Annotated in this window: 25 protein-coding genes; 21 read left to right on the forward strand and 4 right to left on the reverse strand. The window is 40.5% G+C overall.

The window, feature by feature from the left end:
• Positions 1-20 precede the first annotated feature (20 nt).
• A complete protein-coding gene (locus OKW21_RS11185) occupies positions 21-1,133 on the reverse strand; it encodes an SMP-30/gluconolactonase/LRE family protein (protein ID WP_277479500.1) in 1,113 nt (370 codons plus the stop codon).
• 228 nt (positions 1,134-1,361) lie between these two features.
• Here OKW21_RS11185 and OKW21_RS11190 point away from each other — a divergent pair, with 228 nt between their 5' ends.
• From OKW21_RS11190 to OKW21_RS11200, 3 genes are all read left to right on the forward strand, one after another.
• Positions 1,362-2,084, forward strand: a complete 723-nt coding sequence (locus OKW21_RS11190) for a 3-keto-disaccharide hydrolase (protein WP_277479501.1) — start codon at positions 1,362-1,364, stop codon at positions 2,082-2,084.
• A gap of 242 nt (positions 2,085-2,326) precedes the next feature.
• Positions 2,327-2,884, forward strand: coding sequence for a DUF1697 domain-containing protein (locus tag OKW21_RS11195; protein WP_277479502.1), 558 nt, complete (start codon positions 2,327-2,329; stop codon positions 2,882-2,884).
• A gap of 34 nt (positions 2,885-2,918) precedes the next feature.
• Positions 2,919-3,446 (forward strand): DinB family protein, encoded by a 528-nt coding sequence (locus tag OKW21_RS11200; protein WP_277479503.1) that lies wholly within the window; start codon positions 2,919-2,921, stop codon positions 3,444-3,446.
• A 10-nt stretch (positions 3,447-3,456) separates the two neighbouring features.
• Here the strand turns inward: OKW21_RS11200 and OKW21_RS11205 are convergent, their stop codons facing one another.
• The gene (locus OKW21_RS11205) at positions 3,457-3,753 is read right to left on the reverse strand and encodes a glutaredoxin family protein (RefSeq protein WP_277479504.1); all 297 of its coding nucleotides are present in this window, start codon (positions 3,751-3,753) and stop codon (positions 3,457-3,459) included.
• A 120-nt stretch (positions 3,754-3,873) separates the two neighbouring features.
• Complete coding sequence (locus OKW21_RS11210) at positions 3,874-5,028, reverse strand: aminotransferase class V-fold PLP-dependent enzyme (RefSeq protein ID WP_277479505.1); 1,155 nt, start codon at positions 5,026-5,028, stop codon at positions 3,874-3,876.
• A 534-nt stretch (positions 5,029-5,562) separates the two neighbouring features.
• On the opposite strand from OKW21_RS11210, the gene OKW21_RS11215 reads away from it, so the two are divergent.
• The 10 genes from OKW21_RS11215 (at position 5,563) to OKW21_RS11260 (ending at position 13,744) form a co-directional block, all read left to right on the forward strand.
• Positions 5,563-6,507, forward strand: a complete 945-nt coding sequence (locus OKW21_RS11215) for an N-acetylornithine carbamoyltransferase (RefSeq protein WP_277479506.1) — start codon at positions 5,563-5,565, stop codon at positions 6,505-6,507.
• Positions 6,508-6,517: 10 nt separating this feature from the next.
• Positions 6,518-7,303, forward strand: coding sequence for an acetylglutamate kinase (argB, locus tag OKW21_RS11220; RefSeq protein ID WP_277479507.1), 786 nt, complete (start codon positions 6,518-6,520; stop codon positions 7,301-7,303).
• Entirely contained in the window at positions 7,291-8,376 is a 1,086-nt protein-coding gene (locus OKW21_RS11225; protein WP_277479508.1) for a M20 family metallo-hydrolase, read from the forward strand. The genes argB and OKW21_RS11225 overlap by 13 nt, the downstream gene beginning before the upstream one ends.
• A gap of 12 nt (positions 8,377-8,388) precedes the next feature.
• Positions 8,389-9,723 carry an argininosuccinate lyase gene (argH, locus tag OKW21_RS11230; protein WP_277479509.1) on the forward strand — a complete coding sequence of 445 codons (1,335 nt, stop codon included), beginning with the start codon at positions 8,389-8,391 and terminating at the stop codon, positions 9,721-9,723.
• A gap of 17 nt (positions 9,724-9,740) precedes the next feature.
• Complete coding sequence (locus OKW21_RS11235; RefSeq protein ID WP_277479510.1) at positions 9,741-10,277, forward strand: Crp/Fnr family transcriptional regulator; 537 nt, start codon at positions 9,741-9,743, stop codon at positions 10,275-10,277.
• A gap of 243 nt (positions 10,278-10,520) precedes the next feature.
• On the forward strand, positions 10,521-11,102 hold the full coding sequence (locus tag OKW21_RS11240; RefSeq protein ID WP_277479511.1) for a DinB family protein: 582 nt from the start codon (positions 10,521-10,523) through the stop codon (positions 11,100-11,102).
• Positions 11,103-11,732: 630 nt separating this feature from the next.
• Positions 11,733-11,969: a DUF433 domain-containing protein gene (locus tag OKW21_RS11245; RefSeq protein WP_277479512.1), complete on the forward strand. Its 237-nt coding sequence runs from the start codon at positions 11,733-11,735 to the stop codon at positions 11,967-11,969.
• On the forward strand, positions 11,966-12,319 hold the full coding sequence (locus OKW21_RS11250; protein WP_277479513.1) for a DUF5615 family PIN-like protein: 354 nt from the start codon (positions 11,966-11,968) through the stop codon (positions 12,317-12,319). Before OKW21_RS11245 ends, OKW21_RS11250 begins: the two co-directional genes overlap by 4 nt.
• A 232-nt stretch (positions 12,320-12,551) precedes the next feature.
• Positions 12,552-13,214 carry a helix-turn-helix domain-containing protein gene (locus OKW21_RS11255; RefSeq protein ID WP_277479514.1) on the forward strand — a complete coding sequence of 221 codons (663 nt, stop codon included), beginning with the start codon at positions 12,552-12,554 and terminating at the stop codon, positions 13,212-13,214.
• A gap of 53 nt (positions 13,215-13,267) precedes the next feature.
• Positions 13,268-13,744, forward strand: coding sequence for an integrase core domain-containing protein (locus OKW21_RS11260; protein WP_277479515.1), 477 nt, complete (start codon positions 13,268-13,270; stop codon positions 13,742-13,744).
• A gap of 55 nt (positions 13,745-13,799) precedes the next feature.
• Here the strand turns inward: OKW21_RS11260 and OKW21_RS11265 are convergent, their stop codons facing one another.
• Positions 13,800-14,156 (reverse strand): winged helix-turn-helix transcriptional regulator, encoded by a 357-nt coding sequence (locus tag OKW21_RS11265; RefSeq protein WP_277479516.1) that lies wholly within the window; start codon positions 14,154-14,156, stop codon positions 13,800-13,802.
• A 97-nt stretch (positions 14,157-14,253) separates the two neighbouring features.
• Here OKW21_RS11265 and OKW21_RS11270 point away from each other — a divergent pair, with 97 nt between their 5' ends.
• The 8 genes from OKW21_RS11270 (at position 14,254) to OKW21_RS11305 (ending at position 24,548) form a co-directional block, all read left to right on the forward strand.
• A complete protein-coding gene (locus tag OKW21_RS11270; RefSeq protein WP_277479517.1) occupies positions 14,254-15,249 on the forward strand; it encodes a zinc-dependent alcohol dehydrogenase family protein in 996 nt (331 codons plus the stop codon).
• Between the two features lies 1 nt (position 15,250).
• A complete protein-coding gene (locus OKW21_RS11275; protein WP_277479518.1) occupies positions 15,251-16,096 on the forward strand; it encodes a DUF4437 domain-containing protein in 846 nt (281 codons plus the stop codon).
• The gene (locus tag OKW21_RS11280; RefSeq protein ID WP_277479519.1) at positions 16,093-16,890 is read left to right on the forward strand and encodes an SDR family NAD(P)-dependent oxidoreductase; all 798 of its coding nucleotides are present in this window, start codon (positions 16,093-16,095) and stop codon (positions 16,888-16,890) included. The genes OKW21_RS11275 and OKW21_RS11280 overlap by 4 nt, the downstream gene beginning before the upstream one ends.
• A 733-nt stretch (positions 16,891-17,623) precedes the next feature.
• The gene (locus OKW21_RS11285) at positions 17,624-18,241 is read left to right on the forward strand and encodes an RNA polymerase sigma factor (RefSeq protein ID WP_277479520.1); all 618 of its coding nucleotides are present in this window, start codon (positions 17,624-17,626) and stop codon (positions 18,239-18,241) included.
• A 144-nt stretch (positions 18,242-18,385) separates the two neighbouring features.
• The gene (locus tag OKW21_RS11290) at positions 18,386-19,414 is read left to right on the forward strand and encodes a FecR family protein (protein WP_277479521.1); all 1,029 of its coding nucleotides are present in this window, start codon (positions 18,386-18,388) and stop codon (positions 19,412-19,414) included.
• Between the two features lie 72 nt (positions 19,415-19,486).
• Positions 19,487-22,990: a SusC/RagA family TonB-linked outer membrane protein gene (locus tag OKW21_RS11295; RefSeq protein ID WP_277479522.1), complete on the forward strand. Its 3,504-nt coding sequence runs from the start codon at positions 19,487-19,489 to the stop codon at positions 22,988-22,990.
• A 78-nt stretch (positions 22,991-23,068) separates the two neighbouring features.
• The gene (locus tag OKW21_RS11300; RefSeq protein ID WP_277479523.1) at positions 23,069-23,410 is read left to right on the forward strand and encodes a hypothetical protein; all 342 of its coding nucleotides are present in this window, start codon (positions 23,069-23,071) and stop codon (positions 23,408-23,410) included.
• Positions 23,358-24,548 (forward strand): RagB/SusD family nutrient uptake outer membrane protein, encoded by a 1,191-nt coding sequence (locus OKW21_RS11305; protein ID WP_277479525.1) that lies wholly within the window; start codon positions 23,358-23,360, stop codon positions 24,546-24,548. Before OKW21_RS11300 ends, OKW21_RS11305 begins: the two co-directional genes overlap by 53 nt.
• Positions 24,549-24,564 lie beyond the last annotated feature (16 nt).

Here is a 24,564-nt window from a genome sequence, read left to right on the forward strand (position 1 = left end):
TATAGGTAAGTTCAGGATGTTTATTTCCAGGCACGTCCCGGGTTTGGGGCCTGAAATGTTTCAATACACCCACGGTCCTGTAACGTAACGTAACAAGTTTTGCCGTCGGGGCCACCAAAAGCGATGTTTGATGGAAGCTCACCTTGCATTTTAATTTCATCCAGTATTTTACCGGATGGTGAAACGATTACCACTGTACCTTTACCATGCCTGGTAATGTACAAGTTACCTTCCTGGTCTGTGCGCATACCATCCATACCAAAGTCAGGAAATTCAGTAAGCAGACGCTTGTTACTGATATCACCTTCAGGACTTAGATCATACACCCAGACTTTGCGCTGTACACTTTCATTAATGTACAACTTAGTCTGGTCAGGACTGATTTCTATACCGTTGGTGGTACCCATATTATCTTCTAGTAGGTCTACGGATCCATCGGTATTAATACGCCATAGGTTACCGGTGTTTTCCGACCAATTGGGGTCGCTGGCAAACAAGATGTCATTATCCATGATCGCAATGTCGTTGGGCTGATTCATGCTTTCCTCATGCGCATAGATACTAATGGTCTGCTCATCCATATTTACCTTTAGGATGTTATGTTGGGGATAATCCGCGATGAGCATTTCTCCTTTACTATTAAAGCGGATACCATTGCCGATACTTCCTTCAGGCAGAGAAACAAATAATGAAGCATCCCCATTGGGCGTGACTTTACCAATGGTACCCTGTTCCTTAAAATTGACCGCATATACATTTCCATCATCATCTACTGCCGGACCTTCAATTCCCCGGGTAAAGCTTCCCACAGCAGTAAGGTCTTCTGTATCGTGCTGCGCATTTTCTTCAGAGGGCTCCACCACAATTTTTACACTATCTAAAATTTGTTCATTGGCACTGATCAGCATGCTGACATAGGTTTCTCCGGCATTGATGCCCCTAACAAGGCCCTCTTCATTGACTTCGGCCACCATAGTATTGGCAGAACGCCATGATAGATCTTTTTTATCTACAGCACCAAGTACCGTTATTTCTTTTTCTTCACCTTTTTTTATGGAATAACTCCTCTCATTGATCTTGACTCTTTGACAATTTGCGAGTATTAATAAGAGTAATATGAATCTGATTTTCATCGTATGTAAATAGTAATTAAGTTAGATGAATAAATGCATTGAATGCTGAAAAGTACAGGTTTTATACGAAATACCATAGACTTGCACACATTAGGATTTTTTAATAACAGCGCCACTATTCAAAACGGAAAGTGAAAAAACTAATCTGTATGGGGTATTCAAAATTTTTCTTCAACCTTTATGAAGTGATCAAATAGTTAAGTTATACGCTAATTTAATTTATAAAAGATGTTCAATTACAATTTATCAACGGATATATCTGATCAGATTAGGTTCTCTATCTTGCTTTTATTTGTTTGTTTACTCTCATCCTGCAATCGGAGTCAAATTACTACACCTTTATTTGATGGTGAATCTCTACAGGGCTGGGAAGGTAATCAGGACTTTTTCAGGGTAGAGAATGAGGCAATAGTAGCAGGAAGCTTAGATAAGCTTATTCCCCAGAATGAATTTTTATGCACCACAAAAGAATATGCTGACTTTGACTTAAGGCTCAAAGCAAAACTGGTGGGAAAGGGCGATAATGGGGGTGTTCAATTCAGAAGTAAAAGAATCCATAATAGCTCAGAAGTTTCTGGTTATCAGGCAGATATTGGATTTATCCCTGCAGCCTGGGTGAAAAACTTTGATGAATTCAAGGGTAAAGTTTCTTCTCTTGCAGATGATACTCCATATCCACTGTGGGGAAGCCTGTATGATGAGTCAAGAAGAGCAAAAGTACTTGCCTTAGGAGAGTATAATGACATTTCTGAAGCACTTAAAAAAGAAGATTGGAATGAATTAAGAGTCAGGGCTGAAGGAAACCATATCAAAATCTGGGTCAATAACCAATTGATCACTGCCTATACCGAAAATGAAAATATGCCTCAAAAAGGAGTGATTGGTTTGCAGGTACATTCAGGCCCGCCTCTGGAAGTGTGGTACAAAGATATTGTTATTCAGGAATTGTAAAACAGTTTTTGCTTTTAATAGGATGAGCTCTACTTCAAGATAAAGAATAACCTCAATCTTCAATTATCAGCGCATAATCATCTGAAAAACAGGTGGTTATATGCATTTTGTTAATGATAACTTAAATCGGTATCCTGAGGTATCTATCCAGCTATTGATTACAAAAAAATAAATGAAAACGCGTGGCATAAGCGAGCAGCGCATTTAATTGGAAATGATCAACCAAACTTCAAACGTATTTTATGGACCAAGAAAAAACCATTTCTTATGCAGCTTTTTTGAGAGGGATTAATGTGGGTGGACATAGAAAAATCAAAATGCAGGAATTAAAATCCAGCCTTACAAAAATAGGCCTGCAAGATATAGAGACGTATATCCAAAGTGGGAATGTGGTTTTTAAATCAACTGAGTCGAATTTGTACGTGCTAAGAAAGCAATTTGAAGCCTTAATTTTAGACCATTTTGGGTTTGAGGTAAAAGTTTTACTGAGAAACCAAAAGCAGGTAAATGAGGTTCTTCTTAACAATCCCTATCTGAAAGGTGAAAATAATGAACTCTCTAAATGCTATGTTACACTGCTCACAGAAGTACCAGAATCAGAGAGGGCAGAATTACTAAATGCTATCACTTTTTCTCATGATGAGTTTTATCTTATGAAAGACACAGTATATCTGCATTGCTTGGATGGATACGGCAGGACCAAATTGTCCAATGACTTTTTTGAGAAGAAACTGACGCAATTTGCCACCACCAGAAACTGGAAAACCATGTTGAGAATACAAAACATGCTCAGCGCATAGCTGCTAAGAATTTTGCTCATCAAATTCCATTACAATGCTAAAAACAGAACTCCCCTATATTCCGGAATTTTACGATACCTACATCAATCAGGTTGAAGATAAATATGACCTTCAATCTGCTTTGAAAGCGTATGGTGCAGATTATCTTAATGTTGAAAAGGAGAAATTTACTTTATTAGGAGCTATAACGTATGCTCCGGGAAAATGGACGGTCAATGACATATTGCAACATATGATAGATACCGAAAGGGTCTTTACTTATCGTGCCTTACGTTTTGCCAGAAACGATCATACTGAATTAGCAGGCATGGATCAGAATATTTTTGCTGCGCACACGACTGCAAACGAACGAAGTTTGGCAGAACTTCTGGTTGAGTTCTCGGTGCTTCGTCAATCTACATTACTTCTTTTCCAAAGCTTTAACGATGAGATGCTAAAGCGTGAAGGCGTGTGTTTTGGCAAGAGGATTACAGTTGCCGCCCTGGGCTTTGCCATTGTTGGGCATGGCATTCACCACATGAATATTTTGAAAGAACGTTACTACCCCTTGTTAAAAGGTTAGAAGCGATCTCTTACAAAAGGCTTTCTATTTCATCAAAAGAGGCTCCTACTTTAATGTCATCCTCCAATACAACTACGGGTAAGCTGATATTTCCACGGAAGCCTACCTGCTGTAGCTTGAGTAACATTTGATCCGCATAGCTTTGGTCTTTATCTACATCATAAAATGTATAGGTATATCCGGCAGAATCAAGTTTCTTCTTGAAGTTTACACAGTGGCTACATTCATCACTTCCGTAAACCAAAATTGATTTTTGTGTATCCTGGCTTGCTTCAGCTGTTTCACTTTCTTTATTACTATCAACCATGCATTGCTGCAGGGAGAAAGTGATTATTATCAAAGTAATTATTCTAATCCATTTCATGCGGCAAAAATACTAAGCAATTTTGGCATTGCCTTGATTAAAAGTTTTTTTCTTGAGGAATTCTTAAGCGCTCAATGTATTAAGTGCCGAGATTAACTGTTCCAATTCATCTTTACTGGTATATAAATGCGGTGTAATTCTGCAACCTTTCACCGCCTCAGTGTTAATGGCTACCGTGAAAATATTAAAGTTATCAAAAAGCTTGTCAGCTAGTTCGGCAGGAGCTAAGCCTTTAACACCCACATTGGCAATACCAGATGAACGTTTTGCTTCGTAGGGAGTATTGATGATGATGTTATGGTTATCTTTTACCTTTTCAAGCCAGTAATTTTTTAAGTATCGTAATCTGGCTTGCTTATTGGCGATTCCAATGGTTTTTTGAAACTCAAGCGCATCAATGATGGACAGTTCGGTAGCGCAGGGGTGGGTGCCGATATGTTCAAATTTTCGGATATCATCATCGGCATAAGTATCATCACCAAAAAGAGGCCATACCTTTTCAATTCTGTCTTTACGGATGTACAAAAGTCCCGACCCTAAAGGAGCACCTACCCATTTGTGCAGGCTGCTGCCCAGATAATCACAGTCAAGCTCAGGAATTTTGAAGTCAAGCTGTCCTACGGCATGGGCAGAGTCAGCAATGATCTCTATACCTTTACTGTGTGCCATTTCAGCAATCTTTCTAACAGGCAGTACCTGCCCGGTGATGTTGATCAGGTGCGTCACCAGTATGACTTTTGTATTTGGAGTAACTGCTTTTTCATAGGCATCCACAATCTCCTGATCACTGATGGGATGGAGAGGAAGTGAAATGACTTTATTCACAATCCCGTCACGTCTCGCTCTTTGATTAAAAGTAGCCAACATACTGCCGTAATCCTGATTTGTCATGATTGCCTCATCACCTGCATTCATTTTCAGTCCCAGTATCACCGTATCTAAGGCTTCGGTAGTGTTGCGGCAGATGACGATTTCCTCCGGGCTAACCCCCACAAACTCAGCCATGGCTTTTTTGACTTGCTTATGATTCTCCCATTGCTTTTTTCGCATGTAATAGGAAGGAATCTGATTGATCATCCTGATGTGGGCTTCCTGAGCACTGATGACTGGCTCAGCGGCCAGACTATAATAGCCATTTTCCAGGTTGATAAAATCAGGAGAGACTTTGTATGCTTTCCGCACTTCATCCCAAAATTTTTCATCTGTAGCTACTTGCACAGGCGACCGTTGATTTATTGAAGCGATATAGCTTTTAAAATTCTGGCTATGGGTAAATGGTAGTGTAGCTGCAAAAGCACTTAAGCTTCCCGCTTTTTTTAGAAAGGCACGTCGTGGGTAATACATCATTGTCAGTGGAGTAGGTAAAAAGAGTTGTTAAGGAAATCTAACACCCAGGATTCGCAATTTCAAAAATAAATAGAGAGTAGGGCTAAGCCTTATCTGTTTATAGTTTCTCAGTACAAAGCAGGTACTTTTTTCTCAATAGCTCAACTATCCGAAATATATTTGTTTAAGTTCATGAAGGTTTCTTTTGGATGTAATTCATTGCGCACCTGCGATGCAATTGTCTGTCGGAAGTGGGCTAATGCAATATCGTAAGCAGGGCAGAGATGTGGTCATGCATTGGGCAGGGAGCTAATTGGCTAGGGAAAAATACAATTTACATTGAAGGAGTTTTTGATCTTTATCCAAAAAAGCACTTATTTTCCATTTCTTTCTTGATTTGACTGTTAGATAAGACACCCTATTCCTATGAAGCATTTTACTTCTGTAAATGATGTGCCTGACCTTAAAAGCTTGCTTGAGTCTGCCGCTCAGGTAAAGACTTCACCCTTTTCGGATAAAAACCTATCTACCAATAAGGCTATGTGCCTTATCTTTTTAAATCCCAGCCTCAGAACCCGACTGAGTACCCAAAGGGCAGCGATGAACCTGGGCCTGGACACCGTGGTTTTTGATATGAACCAGGGGGGATGGAACCTGGAGTTTCAGGATGGAAGTGTCATGAATATGGACAAGCCCGAGCATGTAAAAGAGGCTGCCGCCGTAATCGGACAGTATTACGACATTATTGGCATCCGTGCCTTTGCGTATTTACAGAACAGAACTGAAGATTATGCGGAACTTGTCATCAAACAGTTTCAAAAGTACGCAGGTGTTCCGGTGATCAGTCTGGAGTCTCCGGTAAGGCATCCCTTACAGTCACTAACCGATCTGATTACCATTGAAGAGCATAAAAAAGTTGAACAACCTAAAATCGTCCTTAGCTGGGCGCCGCATCCCAAAGCTTTGCCGCAGGCAGTAGCCAATTCATTTCTGGAATGGATGGTCGCTTACGGTCAGGATATTACCCTTACCCATCCACAGGGATACGAACTGGATGAGCAGTTTACGCAAGGCGTAAAGGTTGAATATGATCAGCAAAAAGCATTTGAAGGGGCGGATTTTATCTATACCAAGAACTGGTCATCGTACCAAAGCTACGGTGAGATACTGGAAAAAGGAGATCAATGGATGGTAACTGCCGACAAAATGAAGCTTACCAATAATGCCAAATTTATGCACTGTCTGCCGGTTCGTCGTAATGTAATTGTGGCCGATGAAGTGATAGACAGCGAACAATCTATTGTCGTTCAGCAGGCTGCTAACCGGGTGGTAGCTGCCCAAGCGGTGATTAAAAGTATTTTGCAATCCTAAAAATGTAACTGTGGAAAATATCAAAATATTCAAAATAGGAGGAAGAGTCATTGAGCAGCCCGAACTGCTCAGAAGCTTCCTGAAAGACTTTGCCGGCCTACCGCAACCCAAAATTCTGGTGCATGGCGGGGGGAGATCAGCCACTACGCTGGCCGAAAAAATGGGCATAGAAACCAAAATGGTAGAAGGGCGTCGGGTTACGGACGAAGCTATGCTGGAAATAGTACTTATGGTCTACGGTGGGTTAAACAAAAAAATCACCGCTTTGCTTCAGGCTGAAAACTGCAATGCTCTGGGCCTTACCGGCGCTGATATGAATGCCATGAAAGCCCACAAACGTGCTCCTGATCCAGTAGACTACGGCTTGGTTGGAGATATTGATGAAGTGAATGCATCCGGAATTATAGGGCTTTTAGAGCAGGGCATTGTGCCGGTGATGGCGCCGCTCACCCACGATGGTGAAGGACAGATACTGAACACGAATGCAGATAATATCGCGGGCAGTATCGCACGTGGCTTAGCGAAGCATAAGACCGTTGAGCTATATTACTGCTTTGAGAAGAAAGGGGTAATGGCTGATCCTGAGGATGATACGAGTCTGATTGAAAGAATAACTGCAGATGAATTTACCCAACTTAAAGCGGACGGAATAGTGGTGGAAGGAATGATTCCTAAGCTGGAAAATGCTTTTAAGACGATAGATGCTGGGGTTGAAAAAGTTTGCATTATGCATTACGAAGGTTTACAACATGTGGGAGGTGATATGTTTGAAGGAACAACTTTATGCCTGAAGTAAATACCTCAGCAATTGACTTTCTCACTGACCGGGCGATCGTACTGCTGCAAAAGCTGATCACTACGCCTTCCTTAAGCAGAGAGGAAGATAATACCGCCAATATACTTGCACATTACCTGGAACAGCAGGGACTGAAAGTAAATCGTTTGATGAACAATGTGTGGGTAAGATCCAGCAATTTTGATGTTCAAAAACCCACTATTTTACTGAATTCTCATCACGATACGGTAAAACCGGCTTCCACCTATCGCCGAAACCCCTTTGCTGCTGACATTGAAAGCGGAAAGCTCTATGGGTTGGGTAGCAATGATGCCGGAGGTGCACTGGTCTGTCTACTCCACAGTTTTCTGGCACTGAATGAGCTGCCAGATCGCTCATATAATCTGATCTTTGCCGCCAGTGCGGAAGAGGAGATTTCCGGGAAATATGGAATTGCTGCCTTGCTGCCTGAGCTGGGGAATATTGACCTGGCCATCGTTGGCGAACCTACGGGTATGCAGATGGCTGTGGCCGAAAAAGGCTTGATGGTGATTGACGGTGAAGCCCAGGGGAAGTCCGGGCATGCCGCCCGGAATGAGGGTATTAATGCCATCTACATCGCTCTGAAAGATATTCAAACACTCAAAGATTTTCGTTTCCCTCTTAAATCAGAAACATTGGGCGAGATCCATATTTCAGTAACGCAAATTCAGGCAGGCACGCAGCATAACGTAGTCCCTGATTCTTGTACCTTTGTAGTAGATGTGCGGACACATGAGCAATATACCAATCAGCAGGTACATGAAATTTTACAAAAGGAAGTACATTCCGTACTGACGCCTCGTTCTTTCCGGCTTAATGCTTCTGGCATTTCAATGGAGCACCCCGTGGTGATGAGAGGCAAACAGTTAGGACTAACTGCCTATGGCTCTCCCACATTATCCGATCAGGCATTGATGAGCGGGTTTCCGAGTCTCAAAATAGGACCGGGTTTATCAGAACGCTCTCATACCGCTGATGAATATATCCTGACGGATGAGGTCAGAGAGGGCATACGTATTTATTTGGCACTTTTAGAAGGACTAACAATTTAAACTAAGTAGACCGTGAAAATCTGGGACAAAGGTTTCTCCATAGACAAACGTATAGAAACATTTACCATCGGCAAAGATCGTGAGCTGGATGTATGGCTGGCTCCTTTTGACATTCTGGGCTCCATGGCTCACAGCCGTATGCTGCACAAAATTGGCCTGCTGGATGAAGTAGAACTTCAGCAACTGCTACAAGGCCTGAAAGATATTTATGCAGAAGTAGAAAAGGGTGAGTTTGTGATTGAAGAGGGGATAGAAGATGTACATTCTCAGGTGGAACTCATGCTGACTCGCAAACTGGGTGACGTAGGCAAAAAAGTGCATAGTGGTCGCTCCCGCAATGATCAGGTGCTACTTGATTTGAGATTATATATTCGTCAGGAAATAGAGACTCTGGTTCATCTGACTGAACGGTTGTTCAATACCCTCATCAAGCTTTCAGAAAAGCATAAGGAAGTATTGCTACCTGGTTATACCCATACGCAGGTGGCCATGCCTTCTTCTTTTGGCTTATGGTTTGGAGCCTATGCAGAAAGTCTGGTAGATGACCTTACCGTATTACAGGCCGCCTACAAAGTCTCTAACCAGAATCCACTGGGCTCGGCTGCGGGCTATGGGAGTTCATTTCCGCTTGACCGCAGTATGACCACCCAGTTGCTGGGTTTTGAATGTATGAGCTATAATGTGGTTTATGCGCAGATGGGTAGGGGTAAGGTAGAAAAAACTGTCAGCTTTGCGCTTGCTTCTATTGCGGCTACACTCGGAAAATTGTCGGCTGACGTATGCCAGTACATGAGTCAGAATTTTGGTTTTGTCACTTTACCTGATCACCTCACCACCGGTTCATCTATCATGCCGCATAAGAAGAACCCCGATGTTTTTGAGCTGATCCGTGCGAAGTCTAACAAGCTGCAGGCATTGCCCAATGAGATTTCCCTTATCATTACCAACCTTACTTCCGGTTACCATCGTGACTTGCAGCTGGTGAAAGAAAGCTTCCTGCCTGCTTTTGAAGACCTCAAAGACTGCCTGAGCATCAGTGAATATATGCTCAATCATGTGCAGGTTAATACGCAGATTATGGATGATGAAAAATATACCTATCTGTTTTCAGTAGAGGCAGTCAATCAGGAAGTGCTGAATGGTGTACCCTTTCGTGATGCGTACAAAAAGGTAGGCGCACAGATTGCCGATGGTACCTATCAGCCGATGAAGGAACTGAAGCACACCCATGAGGGCAGCCTGGGCAATCTTTGCAATGATAAGATCACAAATAAGATGAAAGAGGTGCAATCCGCATTTAAGTTTGATCAAGTGCATATAGCCTTAGATTATCTGTTGAAGGATTGACCCATGCTATCAGATGAATGAACCCTATACAGCTAATTTTTGATAAAATCTCCGCTGCCCATTTATGGGAAAAAAAACTATGCTTAAAGCGCAATGAATTTTTACACAAACAGGGGAGTATAGATACTAAACTGTATTATGTGCAGCGTGGCAGTCTGAGGATCTTTGTCATTGATGCCTTGGAGGAGCATACCATTCGTTTTGGTTACCGAGGAAACCTGATCGCTGCGCTGGATTCATTCATTACCGAACAACCTTCTGAACTCTACATACAGGCATTAAAAAGTACTGAACTGCTGGTGATTGGTAAGGCTGCCTTTATGGATATGCTAAACAGTTCTCCAGACAACCTTCAGCTTTGGCATAAGATGCTTGAGCAGATGGTGTATCAGCAGATGGAAAGAGAAAGGGACATTCTCACTGCCAGCCCGTTGGAAAGATATCAACGAGTTTTAAAAAGAAGTCCTCAGCTCTTTCAGGAAGTCGCCCATAAATACATCGCGTCATATTTGCGAATGTCACCCGAAACTTTGTCGCGCCTCAAAAAGTCTTGATTTCAATCAATGTTTTTGCCGTTTGAGATGCTGACCTTTGTCATACAATAAGGTTTGAACAAAAAACTATACTACTGTACATTTCCGGTTTGTGGAGACCCTCCAGGCCGGACACAAACCAGGGCAAACACGCCGTGGGCTAGTGCGGGCCCCCCCGTGCCACCGTGGCCCGCAGTGGCGACTGCCGGTCGCACAGCCCACTAGCAGGCAGTGTACTGTTGTATAATTAAAAAAAATTAGCCCATGAAAATGAAATCAGAACAGTTGCGCATCGATCTTATGGAGTGGACCCATCAACATCTGAATGAAGCGGAAACACTGAAAAAGATGCCTCTTAAGACATTGCGGTGGAAAGCATCAGCCGAGCAGTGGAATGTGTTGGAGTGTATAGAGCACCTGAATCTTTACGGAGATTACTATCTGCCAGAAATTGACAGACAGATCAACAGCAGCAAGTATCCGGCGGAGGAGTTTTTTAAAAGTGGACTGCTGGGTAATTACTTTGCGAAGACGATGCTGCCCCGGGAAAAGCTGAATAAGATGAAGACTTTCAAAGACAAAAACCCTTTGGACAGTATGTTGGACAAGGCCGTACTGGATCGCTTCATTGAACAGCAAAAACAAACCTTAGCACTGCTGGAGCAAAGCAGGCAGGTAAGCCTGAGTCGTACCAAAACCGGCATCAGCATTTCTAAATGGATAAGATTAAAGCTGGGGGATACCTTTAGAGTGGTAATTTACCATAATCGTCGACATATGGTGCAGACGGAAAAGGTGCTGCAGGCTTATAGGAAAGTTGAAAAGACTGCCGTATTCATCAAGTAGAAGCTTTCCGCCAGGTCCTGTGTCTCACAGTACTTTTTTTGCGCTTAAAGTCACCCTTAGTAGCTTATCTAAGCTGGCCCATTATTGAGTAGACTTTATTACATCATGGGCGCAAGAGATAAAAACAAGCTTTGTAGCATCGTCCCAATGACAGATAAGCACTTATACATTACATGTACAGCTAAATAACTTGCAGATGAGTACTTACCCGTTACATAAAGTGTGAAATAAATAGCAGATGAATGCATATCTGTTGTCTGAACCCTCTTACGGACCATTGATAGGCACTTATCTATAGGCTGTTGTATAAACAAACCACAGATGGCATTACTTTCACAGCTTGAGGAAAAAATAAATTGTATTTTGATGATAATTTGCGTCAAAATCGCTCATCAGATGTAAGTAAAGCGCATTAAGGAGAAATAATGCAGTTGACAGGAATGGAATTTGGTATTAATCAATCAGCAAAGCTTCCATCAGCAGTTTAGAGCAAGGGTGATAAAGGAGAAAAATAGAGGAATTAAGCTTATATTGAAGGCTGTATATAGTAAATAGCCGCAATGTGTGCTATCTCGTTGTTGTGCTCCATCGAGAGAAACAGATCAATTTAAAATTTCGTAACTTTAAGATATGGAAAATCCACTAATAAATAGAATCACCGTTAACCCCGAAATTTGTCACGGGAAACCCACCATTAGGAATAAGCGGTACACAGTAGATTTAATTCTCGACCTTTTGTCCGCCGGATCAACTCATGCTGAAATATTGGAAGATTACCCTAATCTGGAAGAGGAAGATATTTTAGCATGTTTAGCCTACGCAACGAAAGTAACGAAGTATTCGAGCTATACTAAAATTTCAGTATGAAGCTGATTGTGGATGCTCAACTTCCAGCAAAGCTTTGTGAAGTACTGAACCAGCTTGGATTAGAATCCATCCATGTCGATGAACTCCCAAAAGGGGATGAAACCCCCGACATGGAAATTACTAAATTTGCTGATCGTGAAAACCTTATTGTTGTAACCAAAGATTTTGACTTTTACCACTCACATATGACTCTAGGGAAGCCGAAGAAGTTATTCCTAATCACAACTGGAAATCTGAAAAATAGACAGTTATTTAACCTATTCAGAAACAACACTTTAATCATTAAGAATGCTTTGAATAGAAGTAGTTTCGTAGAACTAAGTAACGAAGGTATAACCGAACATAAATAAGACGAGAGCACAACATTGCATATAGCTTATGGCGGGTGAACGGCTACCCGCAAGGTTTTCGGCACTTAGCTAAGTTTGTCACGGATGGAAAGGGAAGGGCTTCGAAAATCGCCACAAGTCATATGCTAGGCGTTGTATATCAAAAGGTACGATATACAAACATCCTTTACAGAGTTATAGAAACATCGTTTACACTTTTTAAGTCGCAATTTGAACTCAAATTCAGATTGCCATGCCTTGGAAAGAAACAACGATAATGGAACAAAAAATTGAGTTTATCTGTGAATGGCGTATCGGACAATATACGCTCGCGGAACTTTGCAGAAGCTTTGAAATATCTAGGCCTACTGCCTATAAAATCATAGCCCGATTTGAAAACGAAGGATATGAAGGGCTCAGAGAACTTTCAAGAAAACCTCGTGGAATGCATCCGAATGCGACCGATCAAAAGGTGGTGGAAGACATTCTTAAACTGAAAGAAAGACACAAGTTGTGGGGAGTAAAAAAGATCCACAAACTGTTGTATAACGATTTTTCAGATGAAATGGTCCCAAGTATTTTGACCGTACACAATATCCTGAAAAAACACGGTTTAGTAAGTCCTCAAAAACGTTTGCGAAGAGTCAAACCCATTCGCCCCATTTTTGATCCAAAGCACTGCAATGAAGTGTGGAGCGCGGATTACAAAGGAAAGTTCCTGATGGGCAATAAAATCTATTGTCATCCACTAACCATAGCTGACTCAAAAAGTAGATTTGTATTTACAGCAAAAGGACACTATGACACTATAAAGAAAACCTGGCTTCAGCAAAGGCTGAGTTCACAAAGGTTTTCAGAAAGTATGGTATCCCCAAACAAATCCATACCGATAATGGTAGTCTGTTTGGGTCTGTAAAAGCAATACAACGATTTACCAGGCTATCTTATTGGTTCATTGACTTGGGTATTATGCCGGTGTATTCTGATCCTTCGCACCCTGAACAAAACGGACGGCATGAGCGCATGCATCGTGATTTGAAAGCTGCTTGCGCCAAACCTTCAGCTTATGATTTAAGAGTACAACAAAGACGTTTAAATTGTTTTGTAAAGGAGTATAATCATGTAAGACCCCACGAAGCTTTGGAGATGCAAACGCCTGCTTCCGTGCATGAATTTTCTACGCGTCCTTTTCCGGAAAGAATCTCCAACTTTGATTACGACTCAGAACTGAAAGTCTTGAAAGTAAGCAGGAACGGCTCTGTACGATGGGGCTCTTACAACTGGGTGTATGTATCCGCATCATTGCAAGGAAAATACATCGGAGCTTTGGAGATGGGCAACGGAATTTGGCGTGTGTTTTACAGAAATGTATTTTTAGGATACTTTAATGAAAATGAATTAAGAACTAAAGAACAATCAGTAAGGCTTGAAACGAATCTAGTGTAAACCTTAATCTATAACTTGTGTAAAGGATGTATCTTAACGAACAGCTGGAAAATCTTTATTTGGAGTATTTCTCTACCACATAATCACCCCAATCCGCAATAGATTGTATCAACGGAATTAAGGTTTTACCAAAATCTGTTAAGAAATATTCGACTTTCAAGGGTGGTTTAGATGTGTAAACCTTTCTTTTTATCAAACCATCTTCTTCTAAAGCTTTAAGTTGTAAACTCAATGTTCTTTCTGTGACCGTAGGCATTGATTTTCTTAATTCGCTATACCTCTGTTTTTTACTCATCAAATGATAAAGGATTACTGTTTTCCATTTTCCTCCAATGATACCCATTGTTAAGCTTGCACAACAAGGATATTCTTTATCTCTGAATTTTAATTTTTTGGGAGTAGTCGTATCCATAAATATATACTATCATTTTTGACCGTTATTGCAAAGGTAAATCACTATACTTAGTTTTGCAACTATAATTTTTATAGTAAGTTAAAACACCATTAATATGGAAGCAATGATGATTAATAAATACGGAGAAGATTCTGTATTTGAAAAACAAAAAACAGTAACTCCATCCTTAAAATCTGGAGAGCTACTCATTAAGATAGCAGCATCAAGTGTAAATACAGTGGATACCATGATTAGAAAAATGGGAGAAGATCTACCCTTTTCACCAGACACACCAGCCATTTTAGGAATGGACTTTGCCGGAACCATTGAGTCTATTGCAGATGATGTTACTGATTTTTTTCCTGGTGATGATGTGTATGGATGTGTAGGTGGTCTAGCAGATTTACCGGGTACTCTGGCAGAATATGTTGCCGCTGATCGTAGGCTTATCGCCAAAAAACCAAAAAATATTTCAATGCGGGAAGCTGCGGCTATACCATTAGTTGGTATTACTGCTTATGAGGGATTAATGCGTGCTGGTATCACATCAGGACAAAAAGTTTTGGTGCATGGTGGTTCAGGTGGTGTTGGTCACATAGCCCTACAATTAGCAAAACACTTTGGAGCAGATGTTTACGCTACTGGTAATGGCGAAAATCAAACGAATCTTATCGAACAACTAGGTGCCACTGCAATCAATTACAAAACAGAAGCTGTGGAAGCCTATGTTGAAAAACATACCAATGGTAGTGGCTTTGATATTGTATATGATTCCGTGGGAGCAGAAAACCTAATTAATTCGTTTAATGCCGCTACTCTTAATGGCCATATCGCTACTACAGTTTCTTTATGTGAATTAGACCTCACAATAGCTCATTTTAAGGGGCTTTCGTTGCACGTAGTGTTCATGCTAATTCCAATGTTGCATGATTATAAACGCGAAGAACACGGTGAAATACTCAAAAAGTTAGCAGAAATAGTAGAAGAAGGTGGCTTAAAACCTATTCTGGACGAGCACTTGTTTTCACTTGAAGAAGCTGGAAAAGCACATGCACGCCTGGAAAGTGGGCAGGCTATGGGTAAAGTAGTTGTTGTAAACCACAAAGCGTAATATGCATTCAAGAATCACATATTTCGCACTGGTTTGTACTTTTCTAATAGTGACTTCTTTTAAAGGAGACCAAAGTTCAGAATGCGCTACAAATCCAACCAATAAAGTAGTATTAAGCTCAGAAATCGCCTGGGAGAAATTAAATCCTGCCAGAGGAGACCAAAGTCCACTGGCAGGTACACTTTGGGGCGACAGAAATGGAACGGAAGCTACAGGTTTTTTGGCCAGATTTGCAGATGGATTTTCATCGCCGCCGCATATTCACAACGTAACCTACCGAGCGGTGGTCATCAAAGGTTTAGTTCACAATGACGACCCGAAAGCAGAAAATATGTGGATGGGAACCGGATCATTCTGGACACAACCGAAAGGAGAATCACACATCACTTCCGCCAAAGGAGAGGAAAACATTGCATTGGTGGAAATTGACAATGGACCCTATTTAGTTAGGCCAACAGATCAAGCATTTGACAATGGAGAACGCCCGGTAAATATCGATGCTTTGAACATAGTATGGTTAGACAGTGAAATAACTGATTGGGTAGACCAAAATAGTAATGCGCACATTAGCATCCTTTGGCAAATTAATGAATCAAAAGGGCTTTTTCTGAAACTGCCTGTTGGATTTAACGGGACCATTAAAAGCGATGGCGATGTGATGCGTTCGGTTATTATAAAAGGAGTAATCGACTACGAATTACCACAAACAGAAGAAATAAAAACATTAAATGCCGGAAGTTATTTTACTTCAACAGGCCAAGCCATACATACAATTACTAATAACGCTATTAGTGAGATTATCATGTACATAAGTACTAACGGACGTATTAAAGTCGAGCAGTCATGAAAACTATATTCATAACAGGAAGTACAGATGGCATTGGCAAACTAACTGCTATTCAATTAGCAAAGGATGGACAGCACCTTCTGTTACATGGAAGAAATAGCGAAAAGCTTCAAAAAACAGTGGCTGAGATAAAAGCGCTTTCAGATAATGAAAGCATAAGTGGGTTTGTATCTGATTTATCAGATTTCGGAAGCATCAAAAAAGTGACCACTGCATTGATTGATCAAATTTCAAAAATTGATGTCTTAATCAACAATGCCGGGGTTTTCAAAAGTAGTGTTCATCCGATTCAAAAGGGATTAGATTTACGGTTTGCTGTCAATTTTTTTGCTCCTTACCTGTTGACCCACGAATTAATACCAATACTTAAAAAGAGCAGTTCGCCGAGGGTAATTAATGTAAGCTCAGCAGCACAATCGAGTGTTTCATTAGCAGCATTGAAGGGCGATGAAACACTATCAGCACAAGAAACATACGCACAAAGCAAGCTGGCTCTAACCATGTGGAGTTTTCACCTCGCACAAACATTAGATTTCTTAAATGTAATTGCTGTAAATCCAGGTTCATTGTTGAATACGAAAATGGTGCAGGAAGCGTATGGGCAGTTCTGGTCCTCAGCGGATAAAGGGGCTGAGATTTTATATGACTTAGCTATTTCTGACCAATATTCTAAAAGTAGCGGAAAATATTTTGATAATGATACTGGAGATTTTTCTGAAGCACACAAGGATGCGTATAACCAAAACATGATTGCACGGCTGATTGCTGAAACCGATAAAATTCTTGGTTTGTAAATGAGTGTGTTTTCAAAAAATAGCAAACAAAGAAAAGTAAACCCTGGGTATAATATTTCCATTAGAAACGTAGAGTGTTTCAGTAGCTGTGCCTTTACTGAATCTCGGACCGCTGTAAAATAATATAAAGTCACTACATCAAGATAGTTCACGCATAAGATTTCAGAGCGAAACGCCTGTATGCTAAGTGAGTTCCCGAGCTACACATAGCAGGTAGAATATTCAATAGTTATATTACCTATGAGTTGACGTTCAGTACATTTAAAGTACTCACCCTTGCCAAAAGAAGTTTAGGCAAACTGAATTTTACAAGCCTACCAATCTGCATACTAAGCCTGTAATACAATTATTTCTAACTGCCTGGATTGAAAACCAGATACAGAGGTTTTATGGATTATTTGATTCAATCTATATTATCATACCCAGAAATGGATAGAAAAACTGCCAAGTACATTCTATAAATAACCAAAAGGTAATTTTTAACACACCAGCGAAAATTAAACTAGATCGATAAAAAAAGATTAAGCCAGGTGATGGAAGTAACGAAATCTTAAAAGCAACTGAGCCCACAAATGTGATCTTGAAGTAAACTCATAAAGAATATGAAAACGTCAGGTATTAATTTACATATGCATAAGCTCTCTGATTAGCAGACAAGAAAAGTTTTGTTGTCCGGTTACAAATAAGATAAAAATATGCTTGGATGTTAGTATATTTTTTGTAAAAATTAAATATGATTGAGTTTCCTGATGAAAATCTTTACACTCCGGTAGGTTCAACTAACATAGCCTGGTTATGGGAACAAATGCTTGCCGGGGATAAAGAATCATTTGGGAAAGTTTATCACTACACTTTTCAAAAGCTATATCGCTATGGCTGTAAAATGACTTCGGAAGAAATTGTTGAAGAAGTAATTCAGGAGTTATTTATTAAACTTTGGCATAAGAGAGAACGCTTACCTCAGGTATCTGCCCCCCTGGCTTATTTATTTCGGGCTTTTCGTAATCAGCTATTTAACCAGCTCAGCAAAACGAAGAACAATAACTTTTTACCTTTAGACCAAGTCATAAATTTCAGTTATCAGATCAGTGATGAATCACAATATGCCCAGCAGCGAGAAATTTTACAGCAGGCTATAAATAAGCTCTCTGATCAGCAACGGGAGGTAATTTATCTGTTGTACTTCAATGATCTTAGTGCTGCTGAAGTCGCTGATGTCCTTTCACTTAAAATTCGTACAGTCTATAATACAGCACAACAGGCAGTGAATATGCTGCGCAAGCATTTACAAAAAGATTCATTTGCGTTTCATATGTTTCCTATTGGTTTTCTGCTTCTCTATTTTTTATAAATTTCGCATATATTCCTGCCAGAGAATATTATTTATCTACTGTTTATCTAATCTTTTTTGATAAAATGTAATCTTTAATTTTTTTCTACAACCGGCTGGTAAAAAATCCATCATCCCTTGTCTTAAAGGTGAGAACAAAATACGATGGAAGATCACATAAAAACAGTTGACCAATTACTCAATGATCCAGCTTTTAGAAAGTGGGTGCTTTCACCGGAGTCCGAAGAAGCCCAAGGCTGGCAAAGCTGGATAGACTCCCACGCTGAGCATCGGGCTATTGTAGAAGAGGCAAAAGAGCTTTTGCTGGGGATACAGCCAAAAGTTGAGCGCCATAGACAGGCAGAAGAAAAAGTTTGGTCTGCCATCAGCGAAGGAATCCAAGAAAAAGAGGCTAAGCAGTATACGTTTACTTCCCACGCAAAGTCCCCAGTTTGGAAAGTGGCAGCCAGTATTACTATAGGTTTGTTAAGTACAGCTATACTTTATCTTTGGTTATCCTCTTCCTCCTACATTTCAGTGACTACTACTTACGGAGAAATGCAAGAGGTTAAGTTGCCTGACAGTTCCTGGGTTGTTCTAAATGCCAATTCTTCTTTAAGGTATGAAGCGGATTGGGAAGAAGGTATTGACAGAGAAGTATGGTTAGAGGGGGAAGCCTTCTTCAAAGTGGAAAAAAAGCTTTCAGGCTCAGCTACTCAATCATCAGCAAATTCTTATATCAAATTTACTGTACATGCAGATCCTTTGGATGTAGAGGTTATAGGGACTGAGTTTAGTGTGAATCACAGAGCTGAAAACACCCAGGTGGTACTCAATGAGGGGATAGTACGGGTGAAAGATATGCGGGAAAAGCAGGAAGAAATTATGTTGAAGCCTGGAGAAATGCTCAGTTATAATAATAAGGTGTTGCAACTTAGTCAGGTAGACGCCAGCACCAAAATATCATGGAAAGATGAACTGGTTATTTTTAATGATGAACCTCTGTCTAAAATATTTAAAAGGATAGAAGACACCTATGGTTATACGATCAGGGTATCAGACAAAGCTATTCTGGAACGTAGGTTCTCTGGCTCTTACCCTCGTGATACTGTCAAAGTATTATTAGATAAAATGGAAAAACTGTATCAACTCAACATCACGGAAAATGATAGACAAATAATAATAGATAAGTAGTCCTTTACCCTGAATGGCGCCCGGAAGGTTAGAGGACTACAGCTTACTCAATCGACTTTAAATAAGAATGATATGAAAAACCTAATACGCAACCTAAGTCTGCTCTCGGTGCTACTATACATTTTAGTAGTGCAATCAAAGGCGCAGCATCTTGCGGGTGTATATGATGATACATTGATGCCACCTCTGCAAGATAATAAGAAAACTCTTCTGGAAGTACTTGACAAACTAGAGGGTAAATATGCTATCATATTTGATTATGACCCGCAGTTGATCAATAAAAAGATAGTGGAGCAGGAACTACTGGATAAATACGAAAAAAGCAATAATATAGAAGAGATTTTGAAGAGCTTACTGATACCTCTTGAGCTCAACTACGAGAAATATTCCAGTAATTCTTTTCTCATTTATCCTATTATCAAGCCGATTCAGCAAATCCCTGAGAAGGCTGGTGACCCATCTGGACACTCTCCGGGCAATATTAGAGTCATTGAGAGAATGGGAACTAGTATGTATCAAATTCGCTATGTACAACAAAATATTAGTGGAACAGTGACTGACGGGCAGAGCGGTGATCCTCTTCCTGGCGTCAATGTACTTGCTAAAGGTACTACTACCGGTACAGTAACCGATATAGATGGCAGCTATCGTTTAAGTGTAGAAGATGATGTAAATACTTTGATATTTTCCTCCATTGGATATTTATCTCAGGAAATACCTATAAATAAAAGATCTGTCATCAACATCGCCCTGGAAGAGGATGTTCAGAGCTTAGAGGAAATCGTCGTCGTAGGTTATGGTACGCAACGTTCACAAGATGTAACGGGATCTGTAGCAACCGTAGATCAGAATTCAATAAAAAATGTGCCTGTATCTACCATTGATCAAAAAATGGTGGGGCAGGTAGCCGGGGTTCAGATCCAGCAAGTATCAGGGGCTCCAGGAGCTGGAACTTCGGTAAAAATCCGTGGTAGTGGCTCTCTCGGTGCGGGTAATGAACCCTTATATGTAGTGGATGGTATGCCTTATTCTTCGGGCATGAACCAAACCCTGAATCCGTTAACTTTTATTGATCCCAATAATATAGAATCTATCACTGTGTTGAAAGATGCCTCATCAACTGCCATCTATGGCTCACGTGGTGCGAATGGTGTGATCATGATCACTACTAAAAAAGGGGAGTATGAACAGACTCAAGTAAACTTTTCTTCTATGTACGGAATACAGCAGGTTCCTCAGAAGGGTAGACCTGAGCTTTTGAATCAGAGGGAGTTTGCACAGTTTCAAAGAGACCGAATAGATATTGCTGTAAGACAGACAGAAAACAGAGAGCCTACGCTTGCTGACTACCCTGAAGAATACAGAGACCTGGAGAGACTGAGCGGTAAAGGAACGGATTGGTATGACCTGGTCTTACAGGCTGCTCCCGTTCAGGACCATAATTTCAGTTTATTAAAAGGCACTAAAGATTCAAGAATTAATTTGAGTGTAGGATATTTTAAGCAGGATGGCGCACTCAAATACACTGGATTGGAAAGGTTTAGCGGCAAGCTGGGGATAGAATCCAATATTAGTGAAACCTTCAGGATTGGAGCCTCCATTCAACCTTCTTATATAGAACAAAATCGTGCAAGCACCAATCAGAATAGAAATGATGTCCTGGGCGTAAGTTTATGGGCCAACCCCATATCTACTCCTTACGATGAAAATGGTGTGTTGAAACCATATATCGTCGCTCCTCAGAGTAATTTCCATTCAGCTTGGAGTTTTGCTAATCCTTTGTTTATTCTGAGAGAGACTACGCAGTCTCAAAAGACTTTTCAGAACCTGGGAATAGCTTATGCTGAATGGGAAATTCTGCCCAACTTAAGCGTAAAATCCTCTATCAACACTATTTTAGAAGCCTCAAAATATTTTGGGTATTTCCCCAGTACTGTCGGCTCTCCTAACAGACCTCCGACAGCAGGAACAGGAAGTTCTAGCAATAGCAGAGGAAATAGCTTCAATTGGTTAATTGAAAATACGCTTAACTATGATAAGACCTTTGGTGATCATAGAATCAATTCATTAGTGGGATATACAAGTCAGAAGTTTACATCAAATGGCATTAACCTCAATGCAAGTCCTTATCCTAATGATTTAATTGAAACAATAAATGCTGCACAAGCCATAGATTCTTGGGGAGAAAATGTCAATGAATGGAGCATGATATCTTATTTGGGAAGAATAAATTATGCATTTAAGGATCGTTATCTGTTAACTGCTACTTTCCGATCTGATGGATCATCACGTTTTGGGGTTGAAAAAAGATATGCGTTCTTTCCCTCGGTAGCTGCAGCCTGGAGAGTTTCAGAGGAGTCCTTTTTTAAGGAAAATGATCTGCTTAGTGATATGAAAGTAAGGCTAAGCTATGGAAAGAGTGGGAATAATAATATTGGGAATTATGCCCATCTGGCTTCTATCAATGCCGGCTCATACATTTTTGGTAATACTCAGGTGACAGCAGCAAGCGTAGGTTTATCCAATCCCTTCCTTACCTGGGAAGAATCGCATCAAATTGATGCAGGTATAGACCTGGGGTTATTCAATAACCGTGTCTCTTTGGCAGTAGATTACTACAATAGAAAGAGTAATAATATGCTGTTAGATGATGTGATTCCTGCGATTACAGGCTTTAATTCACAAACTATCAACCAAGGAAGTGTGCGTAATTCGGGGGTTGAAATTGCCCTGGGAGGCTCACCGGTGGTGGGAGATTTTAATTGGAATGTAAATTTGAATCTGGCGTTTAACAGAAACGAAGTACTTTCTTTAAATGATAATTCTGTTCGCATTTTAGCGGGAAATAATGATGGAAATCCTACGCATATCTCAGTAGTAGGCAAACCAATTGGTCAGTTTTTTGGATTTGTATTAGAAGGAATCTACACGGCTGAATATTTAGAAGATCCTGAAGTCATCAATTCACCCCAAGTTTACGAGGGCAATGTAAAATATAAAGATGTAAATGGAGATGGGGTAATCAATGATGTATTAGATTATACGATAATCGGTAATCCTCATCCTGACTTTATTTTCGGATTTACCAACAATTTCAATTATAAAAATTTTGATTTGAGCGTGATTGTCAATGGTCAATATGGAGGTCAGGTGATGAATGGCTTACGTCAGACTACGGATAACTTACAAGGATTTTTTAATGTAGATCGTGACTGGGAAAATCGTTGGAGAAGTAGGGAACAGCCGGGGGATGGCATACATTCCGGCATTCCTCAGGTAAGACCAAGCTGGGGGCACAGGGTTTCTACTCTATGGGTAGAAGATGCCTCTTACCTAAGAGTAGCTAACCTGACATTTGGCTACACTTTTCCTCAAAACCTGATGGAGAATACTGGTTTTATCAAAAATTCACGGATTTATTTTACCGTTCAGAATTTAGCCATGTTTACAAATTATAAGGGAGCTAACCCAGAAGCTCAAGCGGTAAATAGAGACAATACTTTAGCTCCTGGCTTTGATATGACTTCTTATCCTTTAGCTAGAACTACCTCTGTAGGAATCAATCTTTCATTTTAATATTTGAGGGCGGATGCTGCTTATGCAGCCTTTTTTGATGCTTAACAGAAAGCTTCTAATACAAAACATAAGACTATCATGAAAAAATTAATATATATACTCTTCCTATTTCTGATAACTGCTTGCTCAGAAGATTTTCTAACAATCTATCCGGAGTCCACCCTGAATGAAGGTAATTTTTATCAATCGGAAGAAGAAATTATACTTTTGGCTAACGGTTGTTATGTGCCTATGAGAGAATACGAAAAGAATATCCATTGGGTAATGGCAGAACTCATATCAGACAATACGAGCTTCCAGTACAACATTCGTACAGGAGAAGCGGTAAGAGGTGTAATTGACCAGTTCATCATCACATCAGATAACCGTGGGTATTCTGAGTTCTGGGACTTATCATCACAATGGTATTACCCGCACTAACAAACTGCTGAATGAGATTGACAGACCCGGAATAAGCTGGTCAAAAGAGTCCTATAAACATCGTTCTAAAGGAGAGGCTTTATTTCTGAGGGCATTGTATTATTTTAACTTGGTAAGGCAGTTTGGAGGAGTGCCACTGGTACTTCAGCCCATTACCTCTCAAGAAGCCGTCAATATCAAACGGTCAAGCGAAACAGAAATTTATGAAAGTATTATCAACGACCTGAAAGAAGCCTCAATCAGCTTTTCTATGGCTAAGGATGTAGAAGAAAACGGAAGAGCCAACGAACAGGCAGCAAACGCCCTGTTGGGCAAAGTTTATTTAACTCTGCATCGGTACGATGAAGCAGAAGCTGCATTGAACCTGGTGATTCAATCAGGTAAGTATCATCTCCTGCCTGATTATGCTGACCTCTTTGATCCGTCCAATAAAGATTATGAAGAAACAATTTTTGCCATTCAGTACTCAGAAAATAATCGTGAGCTCAGCAATCGTTTTATCTTCATGTTTGCCCCCTGGAGTTCGGGTGGTGAAATTACCAATCGCCCGAATGTTAATATGATATCAGCAGGATGGAACCAGCCCACAGAAGATTTAATCAATGCTTTTGAGCCTGGGGATTTGAGAAAAGATGTTTCTATTAAATTTTGGAATGGAGAGGACTGGGACGGAGAAGTCCGGGATTTGCCCTACTGCGGGAAATATAAAGCCCCTTTAGCCGCCCCAGATGACCGTTCAGGGGATAATTTTCCGGTAATACGTTATTCAGATGTGTTGCTGATGTACGCTGAAGTATTGAATGCGTTAGGACGTACCGGCGAGGCCATACCCTATGTAGAACAGGTAAGGGCCAGAGCAGGCCTCACTGATCCATTAGAAGATTACAGTGCTTCCGCACTGGAAAATCTTATCGCCAGGGAAAGACAGGTAGAGTTTTGCTTTGAAAACCAGCGCTGGTATGATCTGAAAAGAACCGAGAAAGCCGTTGAAGTGATGTCAGCACATGGTATTCGTGAAAATGAAAGAAAACCTTTTCTTTATAATAATGCCTATGAGATAGATCCCCATAAACTTCTGGCTCCTATTCCAGCTGAACAAGTTCTAATCAACAAGCTTGAGCAAAATCCGGGATACTGATCATGGTAAACAAAGA

This window comes from Catalinimonas alkaloidigena (genome assembly GCF_029504655.1).
Classification (GTDB): Bacteria; Bacteroidota; Bacteroidia; order Cytophagales; family Cyclobacteriaceae; genus Catalinimonas; species Catalinimonas alkaloidigena.

Coding starts and splice junctions, on each gene's coding strand:
- OKW21_RS11285 (WP_277479520.1), top strand. CDS start 17,624: ATGATTGAGTTTCCTGATGAAAATCTTTACACTCCGGTAGGTTCAACT.
- OKW21_RS11295 (WP_277479522.1), top strand. CDS start 19,487: ATGAAAAACCTAATACGCAACCTAAGTCTGCTCTCGGTGCTACTATAC.
- OKW21_RS11255 (WP_277479514.1), top strand. CDS start 12,552: ATGCCTTGGAAAGAAACAACGATAATGGAACAAAAAATTGAGTTTATC.
- OKW21_RS11300 (WP_277479523.1), top strand. CDS start 23,069: ATGAAAAAATTAATATATATACTCTTCCTATTTCTGATAACTGCTTGC.
- OKW21_RS11200 (WP_277479503.1), top strand. CDS start 2,919: ATGCTAAAAACAGAACTCCCCTATATTCCGGAATTTTACGATACCTAC.
- OKW21_RS11185 (WP_277479500.1), bottom strand. CDS start 1,133: ATGAAAATCAGATTCATATTACTCTTATTAATACTCGCAAATTGTCAA.
- OKW21_RS11245 (WP_277479512.1), top strand. CDS start 11,733: ATGGAAAATCCACTAATAAATAGAATCACCGTTAACCCCGAAATTTGT.
- OKW21_RS11290 (WP_277479521.1), top strand. CDS start 18,386: ATGGAAGATCACATAAAAACAGTTGACCAATTACTCAATGATCCAGCT.
- OKW21_RS11275 (WP_277479518.1), top strand. CDS start 15,251: ATGCATTCAAGAATCACATATTTCGCACTGGTTTGTACTTTTCTAATA.
- OKW21_RS11190 (WP_277479501.1), top strand. CDS start 1,362: ATGTTCAATTACAATTTATCAACGGATATATCTGATCAGATTAGGTTC.
- OKW21_RS11215 (WP_277479506.1), top strand. CDS start 5,563: ATGAAGCATTTTACTTCTGTAAATGATGTGCCTGACCTTAAAAGCTTG.
- OKW21_RS11195 (WP_277479502.1), top strand. CDS start 2,327: ATGGACCAAGAAAAAACCATTTCTTATGCAGCTTTTTTGAGAGGGATT.
- OKW21_RS11225 (WP_277479508.1), top strand. CDS start 7,291: ATGCCTGAAGTAAATACCTCAGCAATTGACTTTCTCACTGACCGGGCG.
- OKW21_RS11205 (WP_277479504.1), bottom strand. CDS start 3,753: ATGGTTGATAGTAATAAAGAAAGTGAAACAGCTGAAGCAAGCCAGGAT.
- OKW21_RS11250 (WP_277479513.1), top strand. CDS start 11,966: ATGAAGCTGATTGTGGATGCTCAACTTCCAGCAAAGCTTTGTGAAGTA.
- OKW21_RS11280 (WP_277479519.1), top strand. CDS start 16,093: ATGAAAACTATATTCATAACAGGAAGTACAGATGGCATTGGCAAACTA.
- OKW21_RS11270 (WP_277479517.1), top strand. CDS start 14,254: ATGGAAGCAATGATGATTAATAAATACGGAGAAGATTCTGTATTTGAA.
- OKW21_RS11240 (WP_277479511.1), top strand. CDS start 10,521: ATGAAAATGAAATCAGAACAGTTGCGCATCGATCTTATGGAGTGGACC.
- OKW21_RS11265 (WP_277479516.1), bottom strand. CDS start 14,156: ATGGATACGACTACTCCCAAAAAATTAAAATTCAGAGATAAAGAATAT.
- OKW21_RS11235 (WP_277479510.1), top strand. CDS start 9,741: ATGAACCCTATACAGCTAATTTTTGATAAAATCTCCGCTGCCCATTTA.
- OKW21_RS11260 (WP_277479515.1), top strand. CDS start 13,268: ATGCCGGTGTATTCTGATCCTTCGCACCCTGAACAAAACGGACGGCAT.